At 71.3% G+C, this 17,714-nt stretch carries 16 protein-coding genes; 10 read left to right on the forward strand and 6 right to left on the reverse strand.

Annotated elements, in window-relative coordinates; all coding sequences use genetic code 11:
* Positions 1 to 186: 186 nt before the first annotated feature.
* From AWZ10_RS12425 to AWZ10_RS12455, 7 genes are all read left to right on the forward strand, one after another.
* Complete coding sequence (locus AWZ10_RS12425; RefSeq protein WP_046704007.1) at positions 187 to 1,341, forward strand: SchA/CurD-like domain-containing protein; 1,155 nt, start codon at positions 187 to 189, stop codon at positions 1,339 to 1,341.
* Between the two features lie 82 nt (positions 1,342 to 1,423).
* Positions 1,424 to 1,885, forward strand: a complete 462-nt coding sequence (locus AWZ10_RS12430; RefSeq protein WP_046704006.1) for a cupin domain-containing protein — start codon at positions 1,424 to 1,426, stop codon at positions 1,883 to 1,885.
* A complete protein-coding gene (locus tag AWZ10_RS12435; RefSeq protein ID WP_046704005.1) occupies positions 1,882 to 3,153 on the forward strand; it encodes a beta-ketoacyl-[acyl-carrier-protein] synthase family protein in 1,272 nt (423 codons plus the stop codon). The genes AWZ10_RS12430 and AWZ10_RS12435 overlap by 4 nt, the downstream gene beginning before the upstream one ends.
* Positions 3,150 to 4,400 carry a beta-ketoacyl synthase N-terminal-like domain-containing protein gene (locus AWZ10_RS12440; protein WP_046704004.1) on the forward strand — a complete coding sequence of 417 codons (1,251 nt, stop codon included), beginning with the start codon at positions 3,150 to 3,152 and terminating at the stop codon, positions 4,398 to 4,400. The genes AWZ10_RS12435 and AWZ10_RS12440 overlap by 4 nt, the downstream gene beginning before the upstream one ends.
* Before the next feature lie 53 nt (positions 4,401 to 4,453).
* On the forward strand, positions 4,454 to 4,711 hold the full coding sequence (locus AWZ10_RS12445; RefSeq protein ID WP_060891090.1) for an acyl carrier protein: 258 nt from the start codon (positions 4,454 to 4,456) through the stop codon (positions 4,709 to 4,711).
* Position 4,712: 1 nt separating this feature from the next.
* On the forward strand, positions 4,713 to 5,192 hold the full coding sequence (locus AWZ10_RS12450) for an SRPBCC family protein (protein ID WP_046704002.1): 480 nt from the start codon (positions 4,713 to 4,715) through the stop codon (positions 5,190 to 5,192).
* A 34-nt stretch (positions 5,193 to 5,226) separates the two neighbouring features.
* Positions 5,227 to 5,559: a TcmI family type II polyketide cyclase gene (locus AWZ10_RS12455; protein WP_046704001.1), complete on the forward strand. Its 333-nt coding sequence runs from the start codon at positions 5,227 to 5,229 to the stop codon at positions 5,557 to 5,559.
* A gap of 54 nt (positions 5,560 to 5,613) precedes the next feature.
* On the opposite strand, the gene AWZ10_RS12460 is transcribed toward AWZ10_RS12455, so the two are convergent.
* The 4 genes from AWZ10_RS12460 to AWZ10_RS12475 form a co-directional block, all read right to left on the reverse strand.
* The gene (locus AWZ10_RS12460; protein ID WP_046704000.1) at positions 5,614 to 6,720 is read right to left on the reverse strand and encodes a methyltransferase; all 1,107 of its coding nucleotides are present in this window, start codon (positions 6,718 to 6,720) and stop codon (positions 5,614 to 5,616) included.
* 40 nt (positions 6,721 to 6,760) lie between these two features.
* Positions 6,761 to 7,822: a right-handed parallel beta-helix repeat-containing protein gene (locus AWZ10_RS12465; RefSeq protein ID WP_046703999.1), complete on the reverse strand. Its 1,062-nt coding sequence runs from the start codon at positions 7,820 to 7,822 to the stop codon at positions 6,761 to 6,763.
* A gap of 365 nt (positions 7,823 to 8,187) precedes the next feature.
* Positions 8,188 to 9,228, reverse strand: coding sequence for a YihY/virulence factor BrkB family protein (locus tag AWZ10_RS12470; RefSeq protein WP_046703998.1), 1,041 nt, complete (start codon positions 9,226 to 9,228; stop codon positions 8,188 to 8,190).
* Between the two features lie 54 nt (positions 9,229 to 9,282).
* Positions 9,283 to 10,518 (reverse strand): serine hydrolase domain-containing protein, encoded by a 1,236-nt coding sequence (locus tag AWZ10_RS12475; protein ID WP_046703997.1) that lies wholly within the window; start codon positions 10,516 to 10,518, stop codon positions 9,283 to 9,285.
* Between the two features lie 621 nt (positions 10,519 to 11,139).
* On the opposite strand from AWZ10_RS12475, the gene AWZ10_RS53635 reads away from it, so the two are divergent.
* A complete protein-coding gene (locus AWZ10_RS53635) occupies positions 11,140 to 11,457 on the forward strand; it encodes a hypothetical protein (protein WP_244172473.1) in 318 nt (105 codons plus the stop codon).
* A gap of 12 nt (positions 11,458 to 11,469) precedes the next feature.
* Here AWZ10_RS53635 and AWZ10_RS12485 read toward each other — a convergent pair whose 3' ends face one another.
* Positions 11,470 to 13,938: a SpoIIE family protein phosphatase gene (locus tag AWZ10_RS12485; RefSeq protein WP_046703995.1), complete on the reverse strand. Its 2,469-nt coding sequence runs from the start codon at positions 13,936 to 13,938 to the stop codon at positions 11,470 to 11,472.
* Between the two features lie 412 nt (positions 13,939 to 14,350).
* Between AWZ10_RS12485 and AWZ10_RS12490 the strand changes: the two genes are divergently transcribed.
* Complete coding sequence (locus tag AWZ10_RS12490) at positions 14,351 to 15,787, forward strand: APC family permease (RefSeq protein ID WP_046707853.1); 1,437 nt, start codon at positions 14,351 to 14,353, stop codon at positions 15,785 to 15,787.
* A 52-nt stretch (positions 15,788 to 15,839) separates the two neighbouring features.
* Here AWZ10_RS12490 and AWZ10_RS12495 read toward each other — a convergent pair whose 3' ends face one another.
* Complete coding sequence (locus tag AWZ10_RS12495) at positions 15,840 to 16,787, reverse strand: hypothetical protein (RefSeq protein ID WP_046707854.1); 948 nt, start codon at positions 16,785 to 16,787, stop codon at positions 15,840 to 15,842.
* Positions 16,788 to 16,952: 165 nt separating this feature from the next.
* Between AWZ10_RS12495 and AWZ10_RS12500 the strand changes: the two genes are divergently transcribed.
* On the forward strand, positions 16,953 to 17,714 hold a 762-nt coding region (locus tag AWZ10_RS12500; protein ID WP_244172474.1), incomplete at its 3' end, for a hypothetical protein.

Below are 17,714 nucleotides of genomic sequence, written 5' to 3' on the forward strand. Positions count from 1 at the left end.
GCGTGGCGGCCCGGCCGGTCACCCGTGCGGCGCACCGGTCACCCGCGCAGTGCATACGAGTCGCGCGCCGGAAGGGGCGGGCTCAGGATCGAGGCACGCCGACTTCGCGCCGACGTCGCGCCGACGTCACGCCGATCCGGCCGACGTCCGTCCGTCCCCGCCCCCCACCGAGGAGATGTACGCAGGATGACCACCACCTCCGAACGTCTTACGGAGACGCTGAAGCGACAGGTGTCGCAGCGGGTCTCCCAGTCCGTCTTCGACGGCTCCCGGCTCCGTGTCGTCCTGCTGGTGGACGTCTACGACGGGGCCCAGCAGCAGTTCCTGGAGGCGTACGAGCAGCTGTGCAACCAGGTCGCGTCCGTCCCCGGGCATGTCAGCGACCAGCTGTGCCAGTCCATCGAGAACCCCTCCCAATGGCTCATCACCAGTGAGTGGGAGAGCGCCCCGCCCTTCCTCACCTGGGTGAACAGCGAGGAACACGTGCAGATGGTGAAGCCACTGCACAACTGTGTCCGGGACACCCGCTCGCTGCGCTTCCACATCGTCCGCGAGACCGGCGGCCCGGCCGTGGACGCCGAGCCCGGCAAGCGCCGGCTCCAGACGTCGCCCCGGATCGGTGACGGCCTGATCCGGCACGCGCTCACCTTCACGGTCAAGCCGGGCAGCGAGGAGAAGGTCGCCAGGATCCTCGCCGACTACGCCGCACCGGAACCGAAGGTCGACGACACCACCCGGCTCTGCCGCACCTCCCTGTTCATGCACGGCAACCGGGTGGTCCGCGCCGTCGAGGTACGGGGCGACCTGCTCGCCGCGCTGCGGCACGTCGCCCGGCAGCCCCAGGTGCGGGCCGTCGAGGAGGCCCTCAACCCCTATCTGGAGCAGGACCGGGACCTCGACGACCCCGACTCCGCCCGGGTCTTCTTCACCCGTGCGGCGCTGCCCGCCGTCCACCATGTGACGGCCGGCCAGGAGAGCCCGGACGCCGTGCGGCACGCGCTGTACTACCCGGCCCGTGAGGGCGCCGGTCTGCGGCTGGCCGAGTTGCTCGCCCGGCAGGACGAGGCGGCGGCGGACGACCCGCAGGGGCCGGTGCTGCGCAGCACGATCTTCCAGCGCGACGACATCGTGGTGCGGCTGGTCGACGTACGCGGCGGGATCGACAACGACCCCGGCCCCGTGCTCGGTCTCACGGACCGTGCCCGCGCGGCCGAGCTGACCGCGCTCCTCGACGGCGGTGCGCTCGGCGCGAAGGGTTCACCGAAGGACGGCGCGCCCGCCCGGCTGCTCACGGTCGCCCGCATGGAACTCGTCACCGACCGCCGGGCGCCCGACGCCTGACCCGCCGGCACCCGGGCCGTGACGGCCCCGCTTCCTGCCGGTGCAGCACCTGTCCGATGCAGCTCATGTTCGGAGGAACGTCGTGATCAATCGCCATCCCGGCATCGTGGATGTCAGCGAGGTCGAGCCCAACACCCGGCGCGGCGGCGACCTGCGCGCCATGCTGACCCCCACCACCGTCGGCTCCACCAGCGGTTTCATGGGCGTCGCCATCGTGCCGCCCGGCGACCGCATCGCCGAGCACTACCACCCGTACTCCGAGGAGTTCATCTACGTCATCTGCGGCCGGCTGGAGGTCGACCTGGACGGCGAGCCCCATGAGCTGCGGCCCGAGCAGGGGCTGCTGATCCCCGCCCACATGCGCCACCGCTTCCGCAACGTCGGCAAGGTGGAGGCCCGCATGGTCTTCCACCTCGGCCCGCTGGCCCCGAGCCCGCCGCTCGGCCACGTCGACACCGAGGACGCGAACGGCGTACCGATCCCGGTGGAGGCGGCCCACTCGGGTGCGGGACGGGCGGCCGAACGGCCTCAGGTCCGCTCATGACCAGGCGCGTGGCGGTCACCGGCATAGGCATCGTCGCTCCGGGCGGCATCGGTGTCCCGGCGTTCTGGGACCTGCTGGCCGACGGTCGCACGGCGACACGCGGCATCACCTTCTTCGACCCGTCCGGGCTGCGTTCGCGGATCGCCGCCGAGTGCGACTTCGACCCGGCGGCCCACGGACTGGACGCGGAGCAGATCGCCCGCTGCGACCGGTACATCCAGTTCGCCCTGGTGGCCGGTGAGGAGGCGGTACGGGACTCCGGTCTCGACCTCGCCTCGGAGAACCCCTGGCGGATCGGGGTCTCCCTGGGCACGGCGGTCGGCGGCACCACCCGGCTGGAGCACGACTACGTCCTGGTCAGCCACGGCGGGCAGCGCTGGGACGTGGACCACCGGGAGGCCGGTCCGCATCTGCACCGGGCGTTCGCGCCCAGCACCCTCGCCTCGACGGTCGCGGAACGCTTCGAGGCCCGCGGGCCGGTGCAGACCGTCTCCACCGGCTGCACCTCGGGGCTCGACGCCGTCGGGTACGCCTTCCACACGATCGAGGAGGGCCGGGCCGACATCTGCATAGCCGGCGCCTCGGACTCGCCGATCTCTCCGATCACCATGGCCTGCTTCGACGCGATCAAGGCCACCTCCCCCGACAACGACGACCCGGCCCACGCCTCCCGCCCCTTCGACGCCAACCGCAACGGGTTCGTCATGGGCGAGGGCGGAGCCGTACTCGTCCTGGAGGAGCTGGAACACGCCCGGGCCCGCGGCGCGCACGTGTACTGCGAGATCGGCGGCTACGCCACCTTCGGCAACGCCTACCACATGACCGGGCTGACCACCGAGGGCCTGGAGATGGCGCGGGCCATCGAGGACGCCCTCGACCACGCCCGGATCGACCGCACGGCCGTCGACTACGTCAACGCGCACGGGTCGGGCACCAAGCAGAACGACCGGCACGAGACCGCCGCCGTCAAACGGACGCTCGGCGCGCACGCCTACGACACACCCATGAGCTCCATCAAGTCCATGGTGGGCCACTCCCTGGGCGCGATCGGCGCGATCGAGGTCGTCGCCTGCGCGCTGGCCCTGGCCCACCAGGTCGTCCCGCCCACCGCGAACTACGAGACCCCGGACCCCGAGTGCGACCTGGACTACGTCCCGCGCGTCGCCCGCGAGCGGCGGCTGACCAACGTGCTCTCCGTGGGCAGCGGGTTCGGCGGCTTCCAGTCCGCGGTGGTCCTGAGCCTGCCGAGGGAGGAGAGGACACGATGAGCGAACGGCGTCCTCGGCGCGCGGCCGTCACCGGAATCGGCGTGGTCGCGCCCAACGGAACCAGCACCGAGACGTTCTGGAAGTCCACCAGGGAGGGCATCAGCGTCCTGGACCGGGTCACCCGCGAGGGCTGCGAGCACCTGCCGCTGCGGGTGGCCGGCGAGGTCCGCAACTTCGACCCGCCGTCGGCGGTCGAGGAGCGCTACCTCGTCCAGACCGACCGCTTCACGCACTTCGCGATGGCCGCCGCCGACCAGGCGCTCGACGACGCCCGCCTCGACCGGCCCGAGACCGACGCCGCGCCGTTCTCCGTGGGCGTGGTCACCGCGGCCGGCTCCGGCGGCGGTGAGTTCGGGCAGCGGGAGCTGCAGCAGCTGTGGTCCAAGGGCAGCCGCTTCGTGGGGCCGTACCAGTCCATCGCCTGGTTCTACGCCGCGACCACCGGCCAGATCTCCATCCGCCGCGGCTTCAAGGGCCCCTGCGGGGTCATCGCCTCCGACGAGGCCGGCGGCCTGGACGCCCTGGCGCACGCGGCGCGGGCCGTGCGGCGCGGCACCGACGTGATGGTGGCCGGCGCGACCGAGGCGCCGCTCGCCCCCTACTCGGTGGTCTGCCAGCTCGGTTACGAGGAGCTGAGCACCGTCGCCGACCCGGACCGCGCCTACCGTCCGTTCACCGCCGCGGCCTGCGGATTCGTGCCCGCCGAGGGCGGCGCCATGCTGGTCGTGGAGGCCGAGGGCACGGCCCGGGAACGGGGCGCGCCCGTACGGGCCCTCCTGGCGGGCCACGGGGCGACGTTCACCGGCGCCTCCCGCTGGGAGGAGTCCCGGGCGGGACTCGCCGAGGCGATCCGGGTCGCCCTGGACGAGGCCGGCTGCGTCCCCGAGGAGATCGACGTGGTCTTCGCCGACGCCCTCGGTGTACCGGCGGCGGACCGTGCCGAGGCGCTGGCGATCGCGGACGCCCTCGGCGCGCACGGCACCCGCGTCCCCGTCACCGCGCCGAAGACAGCCATCGGCCGGGGCAACGGCGCGGCGGCCGTACTGGACGTCGCGGCGGCGGTGCTCGCGATGGAGCACGGCGTGCTCCCGCCCACCCCCAACGTCTTCGACGTCTGCCACGACCTCGACCTCGTCACCGTCGGCGCCCGTGCCGCCGAGTCGCGCACGGCGCTGGTCCTCAGCCGGGGACTCATGGGGTCGAACTCGGCGCTGGTGCTCCGGCTCGGCACCGGCGATCCCTCCTGACCATCCCGCACCAGGCACCACCCACGCACCACCTACGCACCAAGGAGAACCGCATGAGTGACCGCATCACCGTGGAAGAGCTGTCCGAGCTCATGAAGAAGGCCGCCGGGGTCACCGTCACCCCGGAGGAGCTCAAGCAGCGCATCGAGTCCGGCTTCGATGTCATCGGCATCGACTCGCTCGGTCTGCTCGGCATCGTGGGCGAGCTGGAGAACCGGTACGGCACGCCGATGCCGCCGGACGCGGAGAAGAGCCGCAGTCCCCGGCAGTTCCTCGAACAGGTCAACGGCGCGCTTCTGGCGGGTGCCTGAGATGGCCGGGCACACGCAGAACGAGATCACCATCGGCGCTCCGGTCGACCTGGTCTGGGACATGACCAACGACGTCGCGAACTGGCCCCGGCTGTTCAGTGAGTACGCCAGCGCCGAGATCCTCTCCGAGGAGGGGAACCGGGTGACGTTCCGGCTGACCATGCACCCCGACGAGAACGGCAAGGTGTGGAGCTGGGTCTCGGAACGGGAGACGGACCGCGAGACGCTCAGCGTGGAGGCCCGCCGCGTCGAGACCGGGCCCTTCGCCTACATGAACATCCTGTGGGAGTACGAGAAGGTCCCGGGCGGCACCCGGATGATGTGGACGCAGGACTTCGCCATGAAGCCGGACGCGCCGGTCGACGACGACTGGATGACGGACAACATCAACCGGAACTCCAAGGTCCAGATGGCCCTGATCCGGGACCGCATCGAGAAGGCCGCCGCCGAGCAGGGTGCCGCGCCGGGCCTGACCGACTGAGCGACAGCCGACCGAGCCGGACGGAGAACACCTCATGCACCAATCCCTGATCGTCGCCCGGATGACCCCGGGCGCCGCCCCGGACATCGCCAAGATCTTCGAGGAGTCCGACCGAGGGGAGCTGCCGCACCTCATCGGGGTGTCCCGGCGCAGCCTCTTCCAGTTCGACGACGTGTACCTCCACCTCGTCGAGTCCGAGCGGGACCCCACCCCCGCCATCACGAAGCTGGCCGGTCACCCGGAGTTCCGGGGCATCAGCGAACGGCTGTCGGCGTACGTCAGCGCGTACGACCCGGCGACCTGGCGTTCGCCGAAGGACGCGATGGCGAACTGCTTCTACCGGTGGGAGCGGGACGGCCGCTCCTGAATCCGCCGCCGGCCGCCGGGCACGTGAGGACCACGTGCCCGGCGGCCCGTGCGATCAGCCGGGCACGTGGCAGTCGAAGGCGTGCAGATACGCGTTGACCGGGCGTACGTCGTCGATGACCAGCCCCGCGTCCGTCAGCCTGCGGGTCATGCTCTCGGTGGTGTGCTTGGCCCCTCCCACGTTGAGGAGCAGCAGCAGGTCCATGGCGGTGCTGAACCGCATCGAGGGCGTGTCGTCGACGAGGTTCTCGATGACCACGACCCGCGTTCCGGCTCCACCCGCCCCGATGACGTTGCGCAGCAGCCGGGCCGTGCTGTCGTCGTCCCACTCCAGGATGTTCTTGATGACGTACACATCGGCCCGGACCGGGACGGCCTCGCGGCAGTCGCCGGGGACGACGCGCATCCGGTCCGCGAGCGCGCCGCCCGGACGCAGCCGCGGGTCGGCGTTCTCCACCACGCGCGGCAGGTCGAGCAGGATGCCGTGCAGCGACGGGTGCTTCTCCAGCAGGCTCGCCACCACATGGCCCTGGCCGCCGCCGATGTCGGCGACGGACGAACTCCCCGACAGGTCGAGGAGCTCGGCGACGTCCCGCGCGGACTGCACACTGGAGGTCGTCATGGCTCGGTTGAAGACGTCGGCGGACTCCGGGGCGTCCTCGTTGAGGTAGACGAAGAACTCCTTGCCGTACAGCTCCTCGACGACGTTGTGGCCGGAGCGCACCGCCTCGTCCAGCTTCGGCCAGGCGTCCCAGGTCCACGGCTCGGTGCACCACAGGGCGATGGCGCGCAGGCTGTGCGGGTCGTCCTCGCGCAGCAGCCGGGACATGTCGGTGTGCGCGAACGTCCCGTCCGGCCGTTCGGTGAAGACGCCGTAGCAGGACAGGGCCCGCAACAGCCGTCGCAGCGGCTTCGGTTCGGCCTTCACCGCCGCCGCGAGGTCCTCCACGGCCTGCGGGGTGTCGTCGAGGGCGTCGGCGACCCCCAGCCGGGCGGCCGCGCGCAGGGCGGCGGCACAGGCCGCGCCGAACACGAGTTCCCTGAACCGCATGGGGGGCGGCGGTGACGCCTGGGCGCCCTGCGCCGTGTGCGCGGCCTGGGTCTGTGGGGTCGGAGCGGGGGGTGGTGCCTGTGCCGTCCCTCTGGTCTGAGCGGTCGTCATGTGACGCCCTCTTTCTTCGAGTTCATGAGCGACCGGCCTGTCAGCACAGTCCCGCGGGCTTGGACGCCCGACAGGTGTTGCCCGTGAAGGTGTTGCCCTTGCCTGCGGTGTCCGTGTTGACGATGTCCGCCGGGGAGTTGGCCTCCAGCAGGTTGTCGGTGATCCGGTTCCGCTCGCTGGTGGTGCCCACGAAGCTCTTCCAGACGACGATGCCGCCCGACAGCGGGGAGGCGCCGGCGTTCCCCGTGATCCGGTTCCGGGTGACGAGGGTGTCCTCGGTGCCGGTCAGCACGATGCCGATGCCCTGCAGGGCATCCAGCCGCGCGGTCTTCGGGCAGGACTTGTTGTTCCGGTCGATGAGGTTGTCGCGCACGGTCAGCGCGCCGGCCCTCGGCTTGTTCTCGTCGCCCACGACGAAGACGCCCGCGCAGTTGCCGGTGAGGTGGTTGTCCGCGACGGTGAGGTTCCGCAGGCGCCGGACGGTGAGGCCGATCCGGTTGCCCTCCAGGCGGTTGTGCGCGACCACGGTCCCGCCGCTGTCGGTGGCGCCCTGCTCGGCCTTGATGGTGTTCGCGAGGAACAGACCCGCGTCGCCGTTGTCCCGGGCGGTGTTCTTCCGGAACACGCCGCGTACCGAACGCTCCTGGGCGATGCCCCACACGCCGTTCTTCACCGCGGTCACGTGCCGCACGGTCAGCCCGTCGGTGTCCTGGGCGAACACTCCGGACCCGGTGAACCCGGTGACGGTCAGGGCGGCGACGGTGACGTCCTCGACCTTGCTGTTCTTGGTGCCGATCACGCAGATGCCGTTGCCGTCGGCACAGCCGCCGGCGGCCTTCGTCGCGGGGGGTGAGACGACCGTGCCGCGGCCCATGCCGCGCAGGGTGATCCCGGGTGTGCTCACCCTGACGCTCTCGCGGAACTTGCCGGAGGTCACGAGGACGGTGTCCCCCGCCGCGGCGGCGTCCACCGCCTTCTGGATCGACTGCCCCGGAAAGACCACATGGGTCCGGTGGTGGGCGACAGCCTGCGGGGCGGCCCCGAGCCCCACCCCGATGAGTGCCGCGATACATGCCATGGAGGCGATATGCCATTTCGTCATATTCCGCAAGATATGACCACATAAGGCTCGAACTGGCCCGATAGTCCATCCGACGGCGTGTCCCGCCCATCGGCTCCCCTCACGGGACGGGGCGGGACGTCACGGCGGTCCGCGGTGGGGCCGGCCGGGCCGGGCACCGGCCGGACGGCAGCGGGTGACTACGCCACCGCCGCGGTCGACGACGGCTCTGACGCCGCGAATATCGCGCCCTGCACGACGGCGGCCGACACGACCTCTCACCAGGTGCGGTCCTCGTCGGTTCCGACGGCGCCCGGCGCCGGACCGACGGGCTCGCGGGCGATCTCCGCGGCCGCCATCACCGCCTCCTCACTGGCGAGACCTGCCCCCACCCCCTCCCCGCCGCCTCAGTGTTCGAGACGGCGGTGGTCCTCCTCGTCCCACTTCCGGGTGTCACGCGGTTGGACGTACGGCTCCTCGTGCGGGGGATGACCACCCTCGATGGCACGGCGACGGGCCAGCTCCGCGTCGAACTCCAGGCCGAGCAGGATCGCCAGGTTCGTGATCCACAGCCAGACCAGGAAGATGATCACGCCGGCGAGGGCACCGTACGTCCTGTTGTACGAGCCGAAGTGCGCCACGTAGAAGGCGAACCCGGCGGAGGCGACCATCCAGATCAGCAGGGCGAGGAAGCTGCCCGGTGTGATCCAGCGGAAGCCGCGGACCTTCGCGTTCGGTGTGGCCCAGTAGAGGACCGCGATCATGATCGTGACCAGGAGGACCAGCACCGGCCACTTCGCGATCGACCACACGGTGAGAGCCGTGTCGCCGACCCCGAGCGCGGTGCCCAGCTCCCGCGCGAGGCCGCCGGTGAACACCACGATCAACGCGCTGATCACGGCCATGACCATCAGCAGCACCGTCACACCGACCCGTACCGGCAGCACCTTCCAGACCGGACGGCCCTCGGGGACGTCGTACACCGCGTTCGCGCTCCTGATGAACGCCGCGACATAGCCGGAGGCCGACCACACCGCGAGCGCCAGAGCCACGATCGCCATGACCGAACCGAGCCCCGCGTTGCCCTGCATCTGCTGGACGGCGCTGGTCAACACGTCCCGGGCGGCGCCGGGGGCGAGTTTCTGGATGTTGTCCAGCACCTGCTGCGTCGCCGACTTCCCGACGATCCCGAGCAGGGACACGAGCGCCAGCAGCGCCGGGAACAGGGCCAGGATCCCGTAGTAGGTCAGTGCCGCCGCCCGGTCGGTCAGCTCGTCCTTCTTGAACTCCTTCAGGGTGCCTTTCAGCACCGAACGCCAGGAGCGCCCGGACAGGTCCGTGGGACTGTCCGGCGCCCGCCGCTCCACCTGCTCGTCCGGCCCCGCGTCCCGCCCCGTGTCCGGCTCCGCGTCCGGCCGCTTGTCATGTCGTTTCAGCGTCCGCATCATGCCGGGCGGGTATCCGACCAGCCTCGGCCTATGCTCACATTCACGGCATAACGGTCAGCGCGGGGGTGCCGGGCGGTCGTAGACGTTGTCCGGGGTGACGATCTCCGTGATCGCGCGGGCGAGGAGCGAGGACGGCTCCTGGCCGTCGTGGGTGACGTCGGTGTTGAGCAGCAGCACCAGGGTGGCCTTCCGCGACGGCAGGTAGACGGTGACGCTCTGGTATCCCGGGATGGAGCCGTTGTGCCCGATCCAGCCGCCGGAATCGAAGATGCCGAGGCCGTAGCTGGTCCCGGGGAAGCCGGTCGGCAGCATCCTGAGCCGCTCCCGCTGGGTCTGCGGGCTGAGCAGCGTCCCGGTGGCGACGATCCTGGCCCAGCGGCGCAGGTCGTGCAGGTCCGAGATCAGCGCCCCGGCCGCCCAGGCCCAGCTGGGGTTCCAGTCCGTGGCGTCCTCGATCTCACCGCTCAGCGTCTGGTTGGTGTAGCCGTGTGCGTGCGGCTCGGGGAACTCGCGGCCCTCGGGGAACAGCGTGTGACGCAGCCGGGCCGGGCGGAGCACCCGCTCACGGATGAAGTCGGCGAGGGGCCGCCCGCCGACCTTCTCGACCACCAGTCCGAGCAGGACGAGGTTGGTGTTGGAGTACTGGAACTCCTCACCCGGCGCAAAGGTGTTCGGATGCCGGAAACCGTACGCGAGCAGCTCCCGCGGGGCGAACGAACGGCCCGGGTCGCTCAACAGGGCCCGTGCGAAGTCCGAGTCCGCGCTGTACGGGAAGAGGCCGCTGCGCATCTCCGCGAGATGACGCAGGGTGATCCGGGCACCGTTCGGCACACCCCGGACGTAGCGGGAGATCGGGTCGCCCAGCCGGATCAGGCGGTCGTCGACGAGTTCGAGCAGCGCGGTGACCGTGAAGGTCTTGGTCTCGCTGCCGATCCGCATGAACTGGTCGGTGGTCATCCGCCTGCGGGTGACCGTGTCGGCGACCCCGGTCGCGCGGACGTAGCACCCCTTGCCCGGCATCCACAGTCCGACGGCGACGCCGGGGATACCGGCCTCCCGGCGGACGTCCGCGACGGCCTTGTCCAGCCGGGCGGTCACTCCACGGCCGAGGCCGCCCGGTGGGCACTCGTCCTTGCCGTGCGGGTCGCCCTTGTCGTGGCGGTCCACCTTGTCGTACCGGTCGACGCCTGCGGCGTGGACGGCCGCGGCGGGCGCCACCGCCATCGGGGCCAGGACGGACGCCACCAGCAACGCGGCGGCGAACAGACGGCGGGAGGGGGTACGTCGCATGTCGGGGCGCCTCTTCCATCAGGGACCAGGGGGGCCAAGGTCACCATCCGGGCCCCGGGCCGAGGCCCCCGTCCGGGGCGTGCGGGGGCGAGTCCACTCGTTCGGAGCCAAGCGAACCTTCACCATTTCAACCGCCATCCAGTGCGGTTCGAAACTCGCGAAAATCCCCGCCGATCGCTATTCTCCCGAATGCCCAAAATCAGGTATCGACTCCTCTCGCGCCGGTCTGAAAAGCGGACCCCGAATGGACTGATTCAAATGAGAACCGATTATGATTCGGTAGATCAACACTTCGAGACGCAGCCCTTCGAGACGCAGCCCATCTGGCTCCCCGGCCCACGGGCCGCGTCCGGCGTGTGGGACCCGAACGACGAGCTGATCCACATGCCGTACATGACGCACCACGTGGATCCCACCCCTCCCCTGCCGGACGTGCGCGAGCGCCCGCGCCGCCCGGTCAGCCGACGGCGGCCACGCCCGGGCGCCCACATCTTTTCCAAAAACCCTAGGATCGTCCCAGTCGTTTTCTTAATTACGACAATCGCCGTGTGCGCACTGACGATGCTTTATTGGTCCGTCTCTTATTCGTACGGTCAGCTTCGCGGCATCGCACTGCTGGTCGTGGCGGAACATCTGGCGCGATGGTGGCCCCTGACCGTGTACGGGCCGTGGCTCCTGGCGGGACTGTCCATCCTGCGGGCATCCGTTCAGCAGCGGACCGCCCGACGGTCCTGGGCGGTGATGCTGCTCTGCTCCGGCACGGCGGTGGCCCTGTGCATCGGCCAGTCACCGGGTTCCCTGCTGGCCATGGCGATCGTCGGGATCCCGCCGATCACCGCTCTCGTCTGTTTCCGTGAACTCGTCGGCCAGTTCTCGTCCGGGCACGGCCCCCGCCATGCCGCCGACGCCCTCAACGGGCCGAAGCAGGGCAGGCCGTAGGTCCCCGAGGGGTCATCCGAGGGTCTGTTCCGTCCAGATCGTCTTGCCCGTGGGGGTGGGGCGGGTGCCCCAGCGTTCGGTCAGCTGGGCGACCAGGAGCAGACCCCGGCCGCCTTCGTCGTAGGTGCGGGCGCGGCGCATGTGAGGGGTCGTGCTGCTGCCGTCCGAGACCTCGCAGATGAGGCTTCTGTCGTGGATCAGCCGCAGTTGGACGGGCGGTTCGGCGTGCCGGATGGCGTTGGTGACCAGTTCGCTGACGACCAGTTCGGTGACGAAGGCCGCGTCGTTGAGACCCCAGCTCTCCAGCCGGCTGAGGGCGTTCTTGCGGGCCTCGGCGACCGAGGAGGGGTCGGAGGCCACGTCCCAGGTGGCGACCCGGTCGGGGTCGAGTGCACGGGGGCGGGCGACGAGCAGGGCCACGTCGTCGGTGGGCCGCTCGGGCAGTACGGCGCCCAGGACCCGGTCGCACAGCGCGTCCAGGGAGGCGGCGGGGGTGGCGAGGATCCGACGCAGCCGGGTGACGCCGTCGACGATGCCGGTGCCGCCGCCGTTGTTCTCACCGTCCCGGGACTGGATCAGGCCGTCGGTGTAGAGAGCGAGCAGGCCGCCCTCCGGCAGTTCGGTCTCCAGTGACTCGAAAGGCAGTCCGCCCAGGCCCAGCGGGGGTCCCGCCGGAAGGTCGAGCAGTTCGGCGGTGCCGTCCGGGCTCACCACGACCGGCAGCGGATGCCCCGCCCGGGCGAGCGTGCACCGGCGCGAGACGGGGTCGTACACGGCGTACAGACACGTCGCGCCGACGACGCCCTCGGTCACGTCCCCTGCCGCCGCCCCTGTCTCGGCGGCCAGTTCCGCACCGGCCTCCGCCTCGGTGGCCAGGCGGGCCACGAGGTCGTCGAGGTGGGTGAGCAGTTCGTCCGGAGGCAGGTCGATGTCGGCGAGGGTCCGTACGGCGGTCCGCAGCCGGCCCATGGTCGCGGAGGCGTGGATGCCGTGGCCCACGACGTCGCCCACGACCAGTGCCACCCTGGCCCCGGACAGCGGGATGACGTCGAACCAGTCTCCGCCCACCCCGGCGCGGGCGCCCGCCGGGAGGTAGCGGGTGACGACCTCGACCGCGGCCTGCTCGGGCAGGCTCCGCGGCAGCAGGCTGCGCTGCAGGGTGACGGCCGTCGCGCGTTCGCGCGTGTAGCGCAGGGCGTTGTCGATGCTGACGGCCGCCCTGGCCGACAGCTCCTCGGCCAGGACGAGGTCGTCCTGCTGGAAGGGCTCGGGATGCCGGTGCCGGGCGAAGACGGCGACGCCCAGGGTGGTTCCGCGTGCCGACAGGGGCACGGTCATCACCGAGTGGAACCCGAAATCGCGGATACGGGAGGTCCGGAGCTGGTCCTGGGCCACCCAGTCGGCGATCGCGGGCTCGGTCACCCGGTACAGCACGGCACGTCCCGAGCGCAGACTCTCCACCGGCGGCGAGCCGTCCGGGTACGCGTCCACCCCGCCCGGCGCGACGACCGCCTCCGGGCTCCCCGGCAGCACGGACTGGTGGGCGATGCGCCGCAGGCCGAGGGCGCGGCCGGCCTCCACGGCCTGCGGGGGCGGTTCGCGCAGGTCGTCGAGGGACGCCAGGAGGTCGACGCTGATGAAGTCGGCGAGGTCCGGGACCGCGATGTCCGCCAGTTCCTGCGCCGTCCGCGTCACGTCGAGGGTGCTGCCGATGCGTTGGCCGGCCTCGGCGATGAGCTGGAGGCGTTTGCGGGCCCAGTACTGCTCCGTCATGTCGTGCCCGGTGGTGGCCACGCCGAGGACGCGGCCGTCGTCGTTCTCAAGCCGGTAGAGGTGGACCGACCAGGCGTGTTCGCGGGTCTCGCCGGGGGCCCGCGCGTGGTTCTCCATGTACTGCGGTTCGCCTGTTTCCAGGACCTGCCGCATCAGCCGCTCGACCTCCCCCATAACCGGGTCGTCGATCGCCTCCGTCATCCGCAGCCCGCGCAGGTCGTCGTCGCCCAGCCCCAGGGCGTCCCGTGAGGCCCGGTTGGACCGGCGCCAGCGCAGGTGCGTGTCGTGCACCGAGGTGGCGCAGCTCGGGGAGTCGAGGAAACCGCGCAGCGCGAGCGCGTCGTCACCGGGGCGGGGCCGCGTCCCCGTCAGGGCGGAGACCAGGAACCAGTCCCGGGTCTCGCAGTACGTCGTGCGGTGATGCGCCAGGACCTTGACCTCCAGGCGGCGGCCGTCACGGTGCCGGAGGACGAGGGTGCCGTGCCACCTCGGCAGGCCGGAGAAGGACGGGAGGGCGCTCGCCGGGGGCTCCTCGGCGAGCAGGGAGGCGGCCGGCCGGCCCAGGATCTGCGTCGGCGTGTACCCGAGCAGGCGTTCGGCACCGGCACTCCAGCCGGTCATGGTGCCGTGTTCGTCGACGGTGGCCCGCGCCGTGAGCGCGTCCCCGGCCGCGTCCACCCCCGGTTCGTCGACGACATGCCGCTCCATGGCCGCTCATCTCACTCTCGCCCGAGCCCTCCACCCACCAAGACTCTCCTCGCTACCTTTGATATGTCCAGTCACGCCCGTTTCACTCTATTTCGCCACCGCCATGTAGGCGCCTCCACCCCTCACCCCCGTCTCCGCCTCCGCCCCACCCCGCCGCTGCCCCCACCCCCGCAGCTACGCCGACCCGCCAGGTTCCGGCGTCCCTACAGCCGTCGGCGGCGGCGCACAGGACGGGTCGAGGAACGCGGGCGCGCACAGACAGTCGTAAGCACCCGAACAATCTGTGGCCCTACACGTGTCACTCCCTTGCCAGGCAGGCGTGTTGAGGCAAACATGGGGCAGCTCGTTTGAGCCGAAACCACATCCTTCATTTCCGCCCGACAGGTGAGGCATGTCCACAAGTGCGTCCAGAATGCGGCACGCGGCCGGCGACGGTTACGCGTCCACCGGCTCCCTCAAACAGAACGCGCTCGGCGTCCTGGGCATCCTGTTCTTCGTGCTCTCCGCGCAGGCGCCGCTGACCGGTGTCGCCGGCGCGGCACCGGTGGCGATAGCCATCGGCAACGGCCCGGGCGTCCCCGCGATGTACGTCGTGGCGGGGGTGGTCGTCCTGCTCTTCTCCGTCGGCTACGTCGCGATGGGCCGCCATGTGGTCGACGCGGGCGCCTTCTACTCGTACGTCGGCAAGGGCCTCGGCGGTACGGCCGCCGCGGGCAGCGCGGGCGTGGCCCTGCTCGCCTACCACGCCATCCAGGCGGCGGTGTACGGCCTGTTCGGCGCCGTGATGAACGGGCTGGCGCTGCAGTACCTGGAGACGGACGTGCCCTGGTGGCTGTTCGCGCTCGGCACGATGGTGATCGTGCAGGGGCTCGGCGCGACCGGCGTCGATGTGGGCGCCAAGGTGCTCGCCGTGTTCGTGCTGGCCGAGATCAGCCTGCTGCTGGTCTTCGGCGTGGTGATGCTCCTCAAGGGCGGCGGCCCCGAAGGACTGGCCCCGGGCTCCTCCTTCTCCCTGTCGGCCGCGCTGGAGGGCGCACCCGGCGTGGCACTGATGTTCGCGGTGGCGTCGATGTTCGGCTTCGAGGCGACCGCGATCTACGGCGAGGAGGCGCGCGAGCCGCACAAGACGGTCCCCCGGGCCACCTATCTCGCGGTCGTCCTCGTCACGGCGTTCTTCGCCTTCACGTCCTGGATGCTGATCTCGGCGCACGGCCCGTCCTCCAGTGCGGCCGCGGCCGGCAAGGCCCTGGAGGCCGGGGACGGGGCGGGCTTCGTCGCCGCGCCGGTCTCCGCGGAGCTGGGCGCGTGGGCGGGGGACGCGCTGCCGATCCTGCTGGCCACCTCGCTCTTCGCCAGCATCCTGGCCTTCCACAACTCCGCCAACCGCTATCTGTTCTCCCTGGGCCGGGAGGGCCTGCTGCCGCGCGCGCTGAGCACGCTCAACGGCCGCCAGTCGCCGTGGCTCGCGGGTCTCGTGCAGACCGGGGTCGCCGCGCTGCTGGTCTTCCCCTTCGCCCTGGCGGGCAAGGACCCCGTCCTCACCCTCTTCTCCTGGCTCAGCGGTCTCGCCGTACTGGCGATCATGCTGCTGTACTTGTTGACCTCCGTGTCGGTCATCGTGTACTTCCGCCACGAGCGGTCCGGCGACACCCGCCTCTGGAACACCCTGATCGCCCCGGCCCTGGGCGCCGGCGGCATCGCCGGTGCCATCTGGCTGATCATCTCCAACTTCACCACCCTCATCGGCGGGGACACCGCCACGGCCGTCTGGCTCGGCCTGGCCGTCCCGGGCGCGCTGCTGGCGGGCATGGCGATGCCCCTGCTGGCCCGTTCGCCCCACAGGCGGTAGCAAGAACCTCACACGGTCACGGCCGGGAACACCCGTACGGGTGTCCCGGCCGTCAGCCTGTCGCGCGCTGGTGCCAGCCGCCGAAGGACTGCAGGGGATCGCCGTTCTCCAGGGCCCACGGGTACGCCGTCGTCAGGCCCCCGATCGCACGGAACACCTCGCCCGCCTCCCCGGCCCGCTTCGCCTGCACCAGGGCGTACGCCAGCAGGTTGAGGTCGGCGACGGCCGCCGCGTGGGTCAGATACCCGGGGCGGGGCCAGTCGGCCAGCGCGCGGTCCAGGGCCACCACCGCGTTCGGACGGCTCCACAGATGGACGGCGGTGAGGGCTTCGAGGCCGCCCTGGTCGAGGGTGCCCTGGTAGAGGTCGATGAGGGCCGCCATCTCCAGGCCCGCCGTCGGGGCCGTGGGCGCCGCGCCCGCGCGTACCCGGTCCAGGAACTCGACGGTCTGGGCGTGCGAGCCGCACTCCCACGGGGACAGATAGCCCAGCATCTGGAAGTGGGCCTCGCGGTGCCAGGGATCGCGTCGGACGATCTCCTCCCAGAGCGGGAAGACCTCCGCGCCCGGCCGGCGCCACAACCGCAGCAGACCGAGACGCACCACCCAGGGTGTGGGGTCCTCGGGCCGCAGCCCGACGGCCTGTTCGCAGGCGTCGAGCGCCTCCCGGGTCTCCCCCGGGACCGGCTGCTCCTCGTACCGCGCCCGCAGCAGGACTCCCCAGGCGAACAGCAGCTGCGCGTCCGGGTCCTGCGGCTGTTCCTCGGCCCAGGAGCGCTGCAGGGCAGGTGACGCCGACTCCGCGAGGACGCTCAGGCGGTGGGCCCGGCGGTCCCAGTCCCGGCCGGTGTCGCGCAGCAACTGCTCGATCATGGCCACCGCGAGACTGCGGCCACCCGAACTTCCCCTCTCCACAAGGCGCTTGCGCACCTTACCGAGGTCGGTGTCGTCGAGTTCGGGAGCGAGTCTGGTCGTGCTTCGTCGGCGACCGAGGAGAGCCATGCCCGGAGAGTAACGAATTTCGGTCGCACAGTGATGCCTTGAGATGGACGTATGCCGATCCGATATCCCGACCGGGGAGCGGAGTCCAGCGCCTTATGCCCAACTCCCCTACATGGAGGGGCACTTCACCTTATGTACACGATCTCCACTCCCTATGATCGGAAAATGACGGAACCGACGCAGTCCGGCCCGTACGCGGGTCAGCCCGGCCCGTACCCGGGCCAGCCCGCCCCTTTGCCCCAGCCGACGGCGCCCGCGCCCGGTTGGTCGGCCCCGCCCCCGCAGCAAGGGGGCCCCTATCCCTACGCGACCACGCCGCCCGCCGGTCACGGCAGACCGCCCGCCCCGCCGGAAGACCCGGCGGCGGCCTCCGACCGCGCGTCCGGCGCGCTGCTGATCCTCGGCGCCCTCCTCGCCATCAGCGGCTCTTTCGCCACGCTGGACAAGTCGGTCCAGTACCTCGGCGAGGGAGAGAAGGGGGAGCCGGTCTACGAGAACGTCGCGAAGGCGTGGTCGTACTCCAGCTGGGAAGTGGGCGGGAAGGCGACCGAGGTCACGCAGTTCTCCGGGGTCCCACTGCTCCTCGGCGGCCTGCTGGCCGTCGTCGCGGCCGTGCTCCTCCTGACCGGCCGCAGCCGCCGGCTCGCGCTGGGGCCCGCACTCGGCGTCGCGGGCGCGGTGCTGCTTCTCGGCACGACGCTCACGGTGCTGACGGACGCGTTCAACGACACCCAGTGGGACGAGGGCGGCCGGACCACGACCTTCGGCCCCGGCTTCTATCTGCTGACCGTCGCCTCCCTGCTGGCACTCGGCGCGACCGTGACCACCGTCCTCGCCGGCCGCCGCCCCGCCGGTGCCTTCCCGGCGCCCGCCCCGTCCGGGTTCCAGACCGCGCAGCCGCCACAGGCTCCACAGCCCCCGCAGCCC

It is taken from the genome of Streptomyces europaeiscabiei (assembly GCF_001550375.1).
Taxonomy (GTDB): Bacteria; Actinomycetota; Actinomycetes; order Streptomycetales; family Streptomycetaceae; genus Streptomyces; species Streptomyces europaeiscabiei.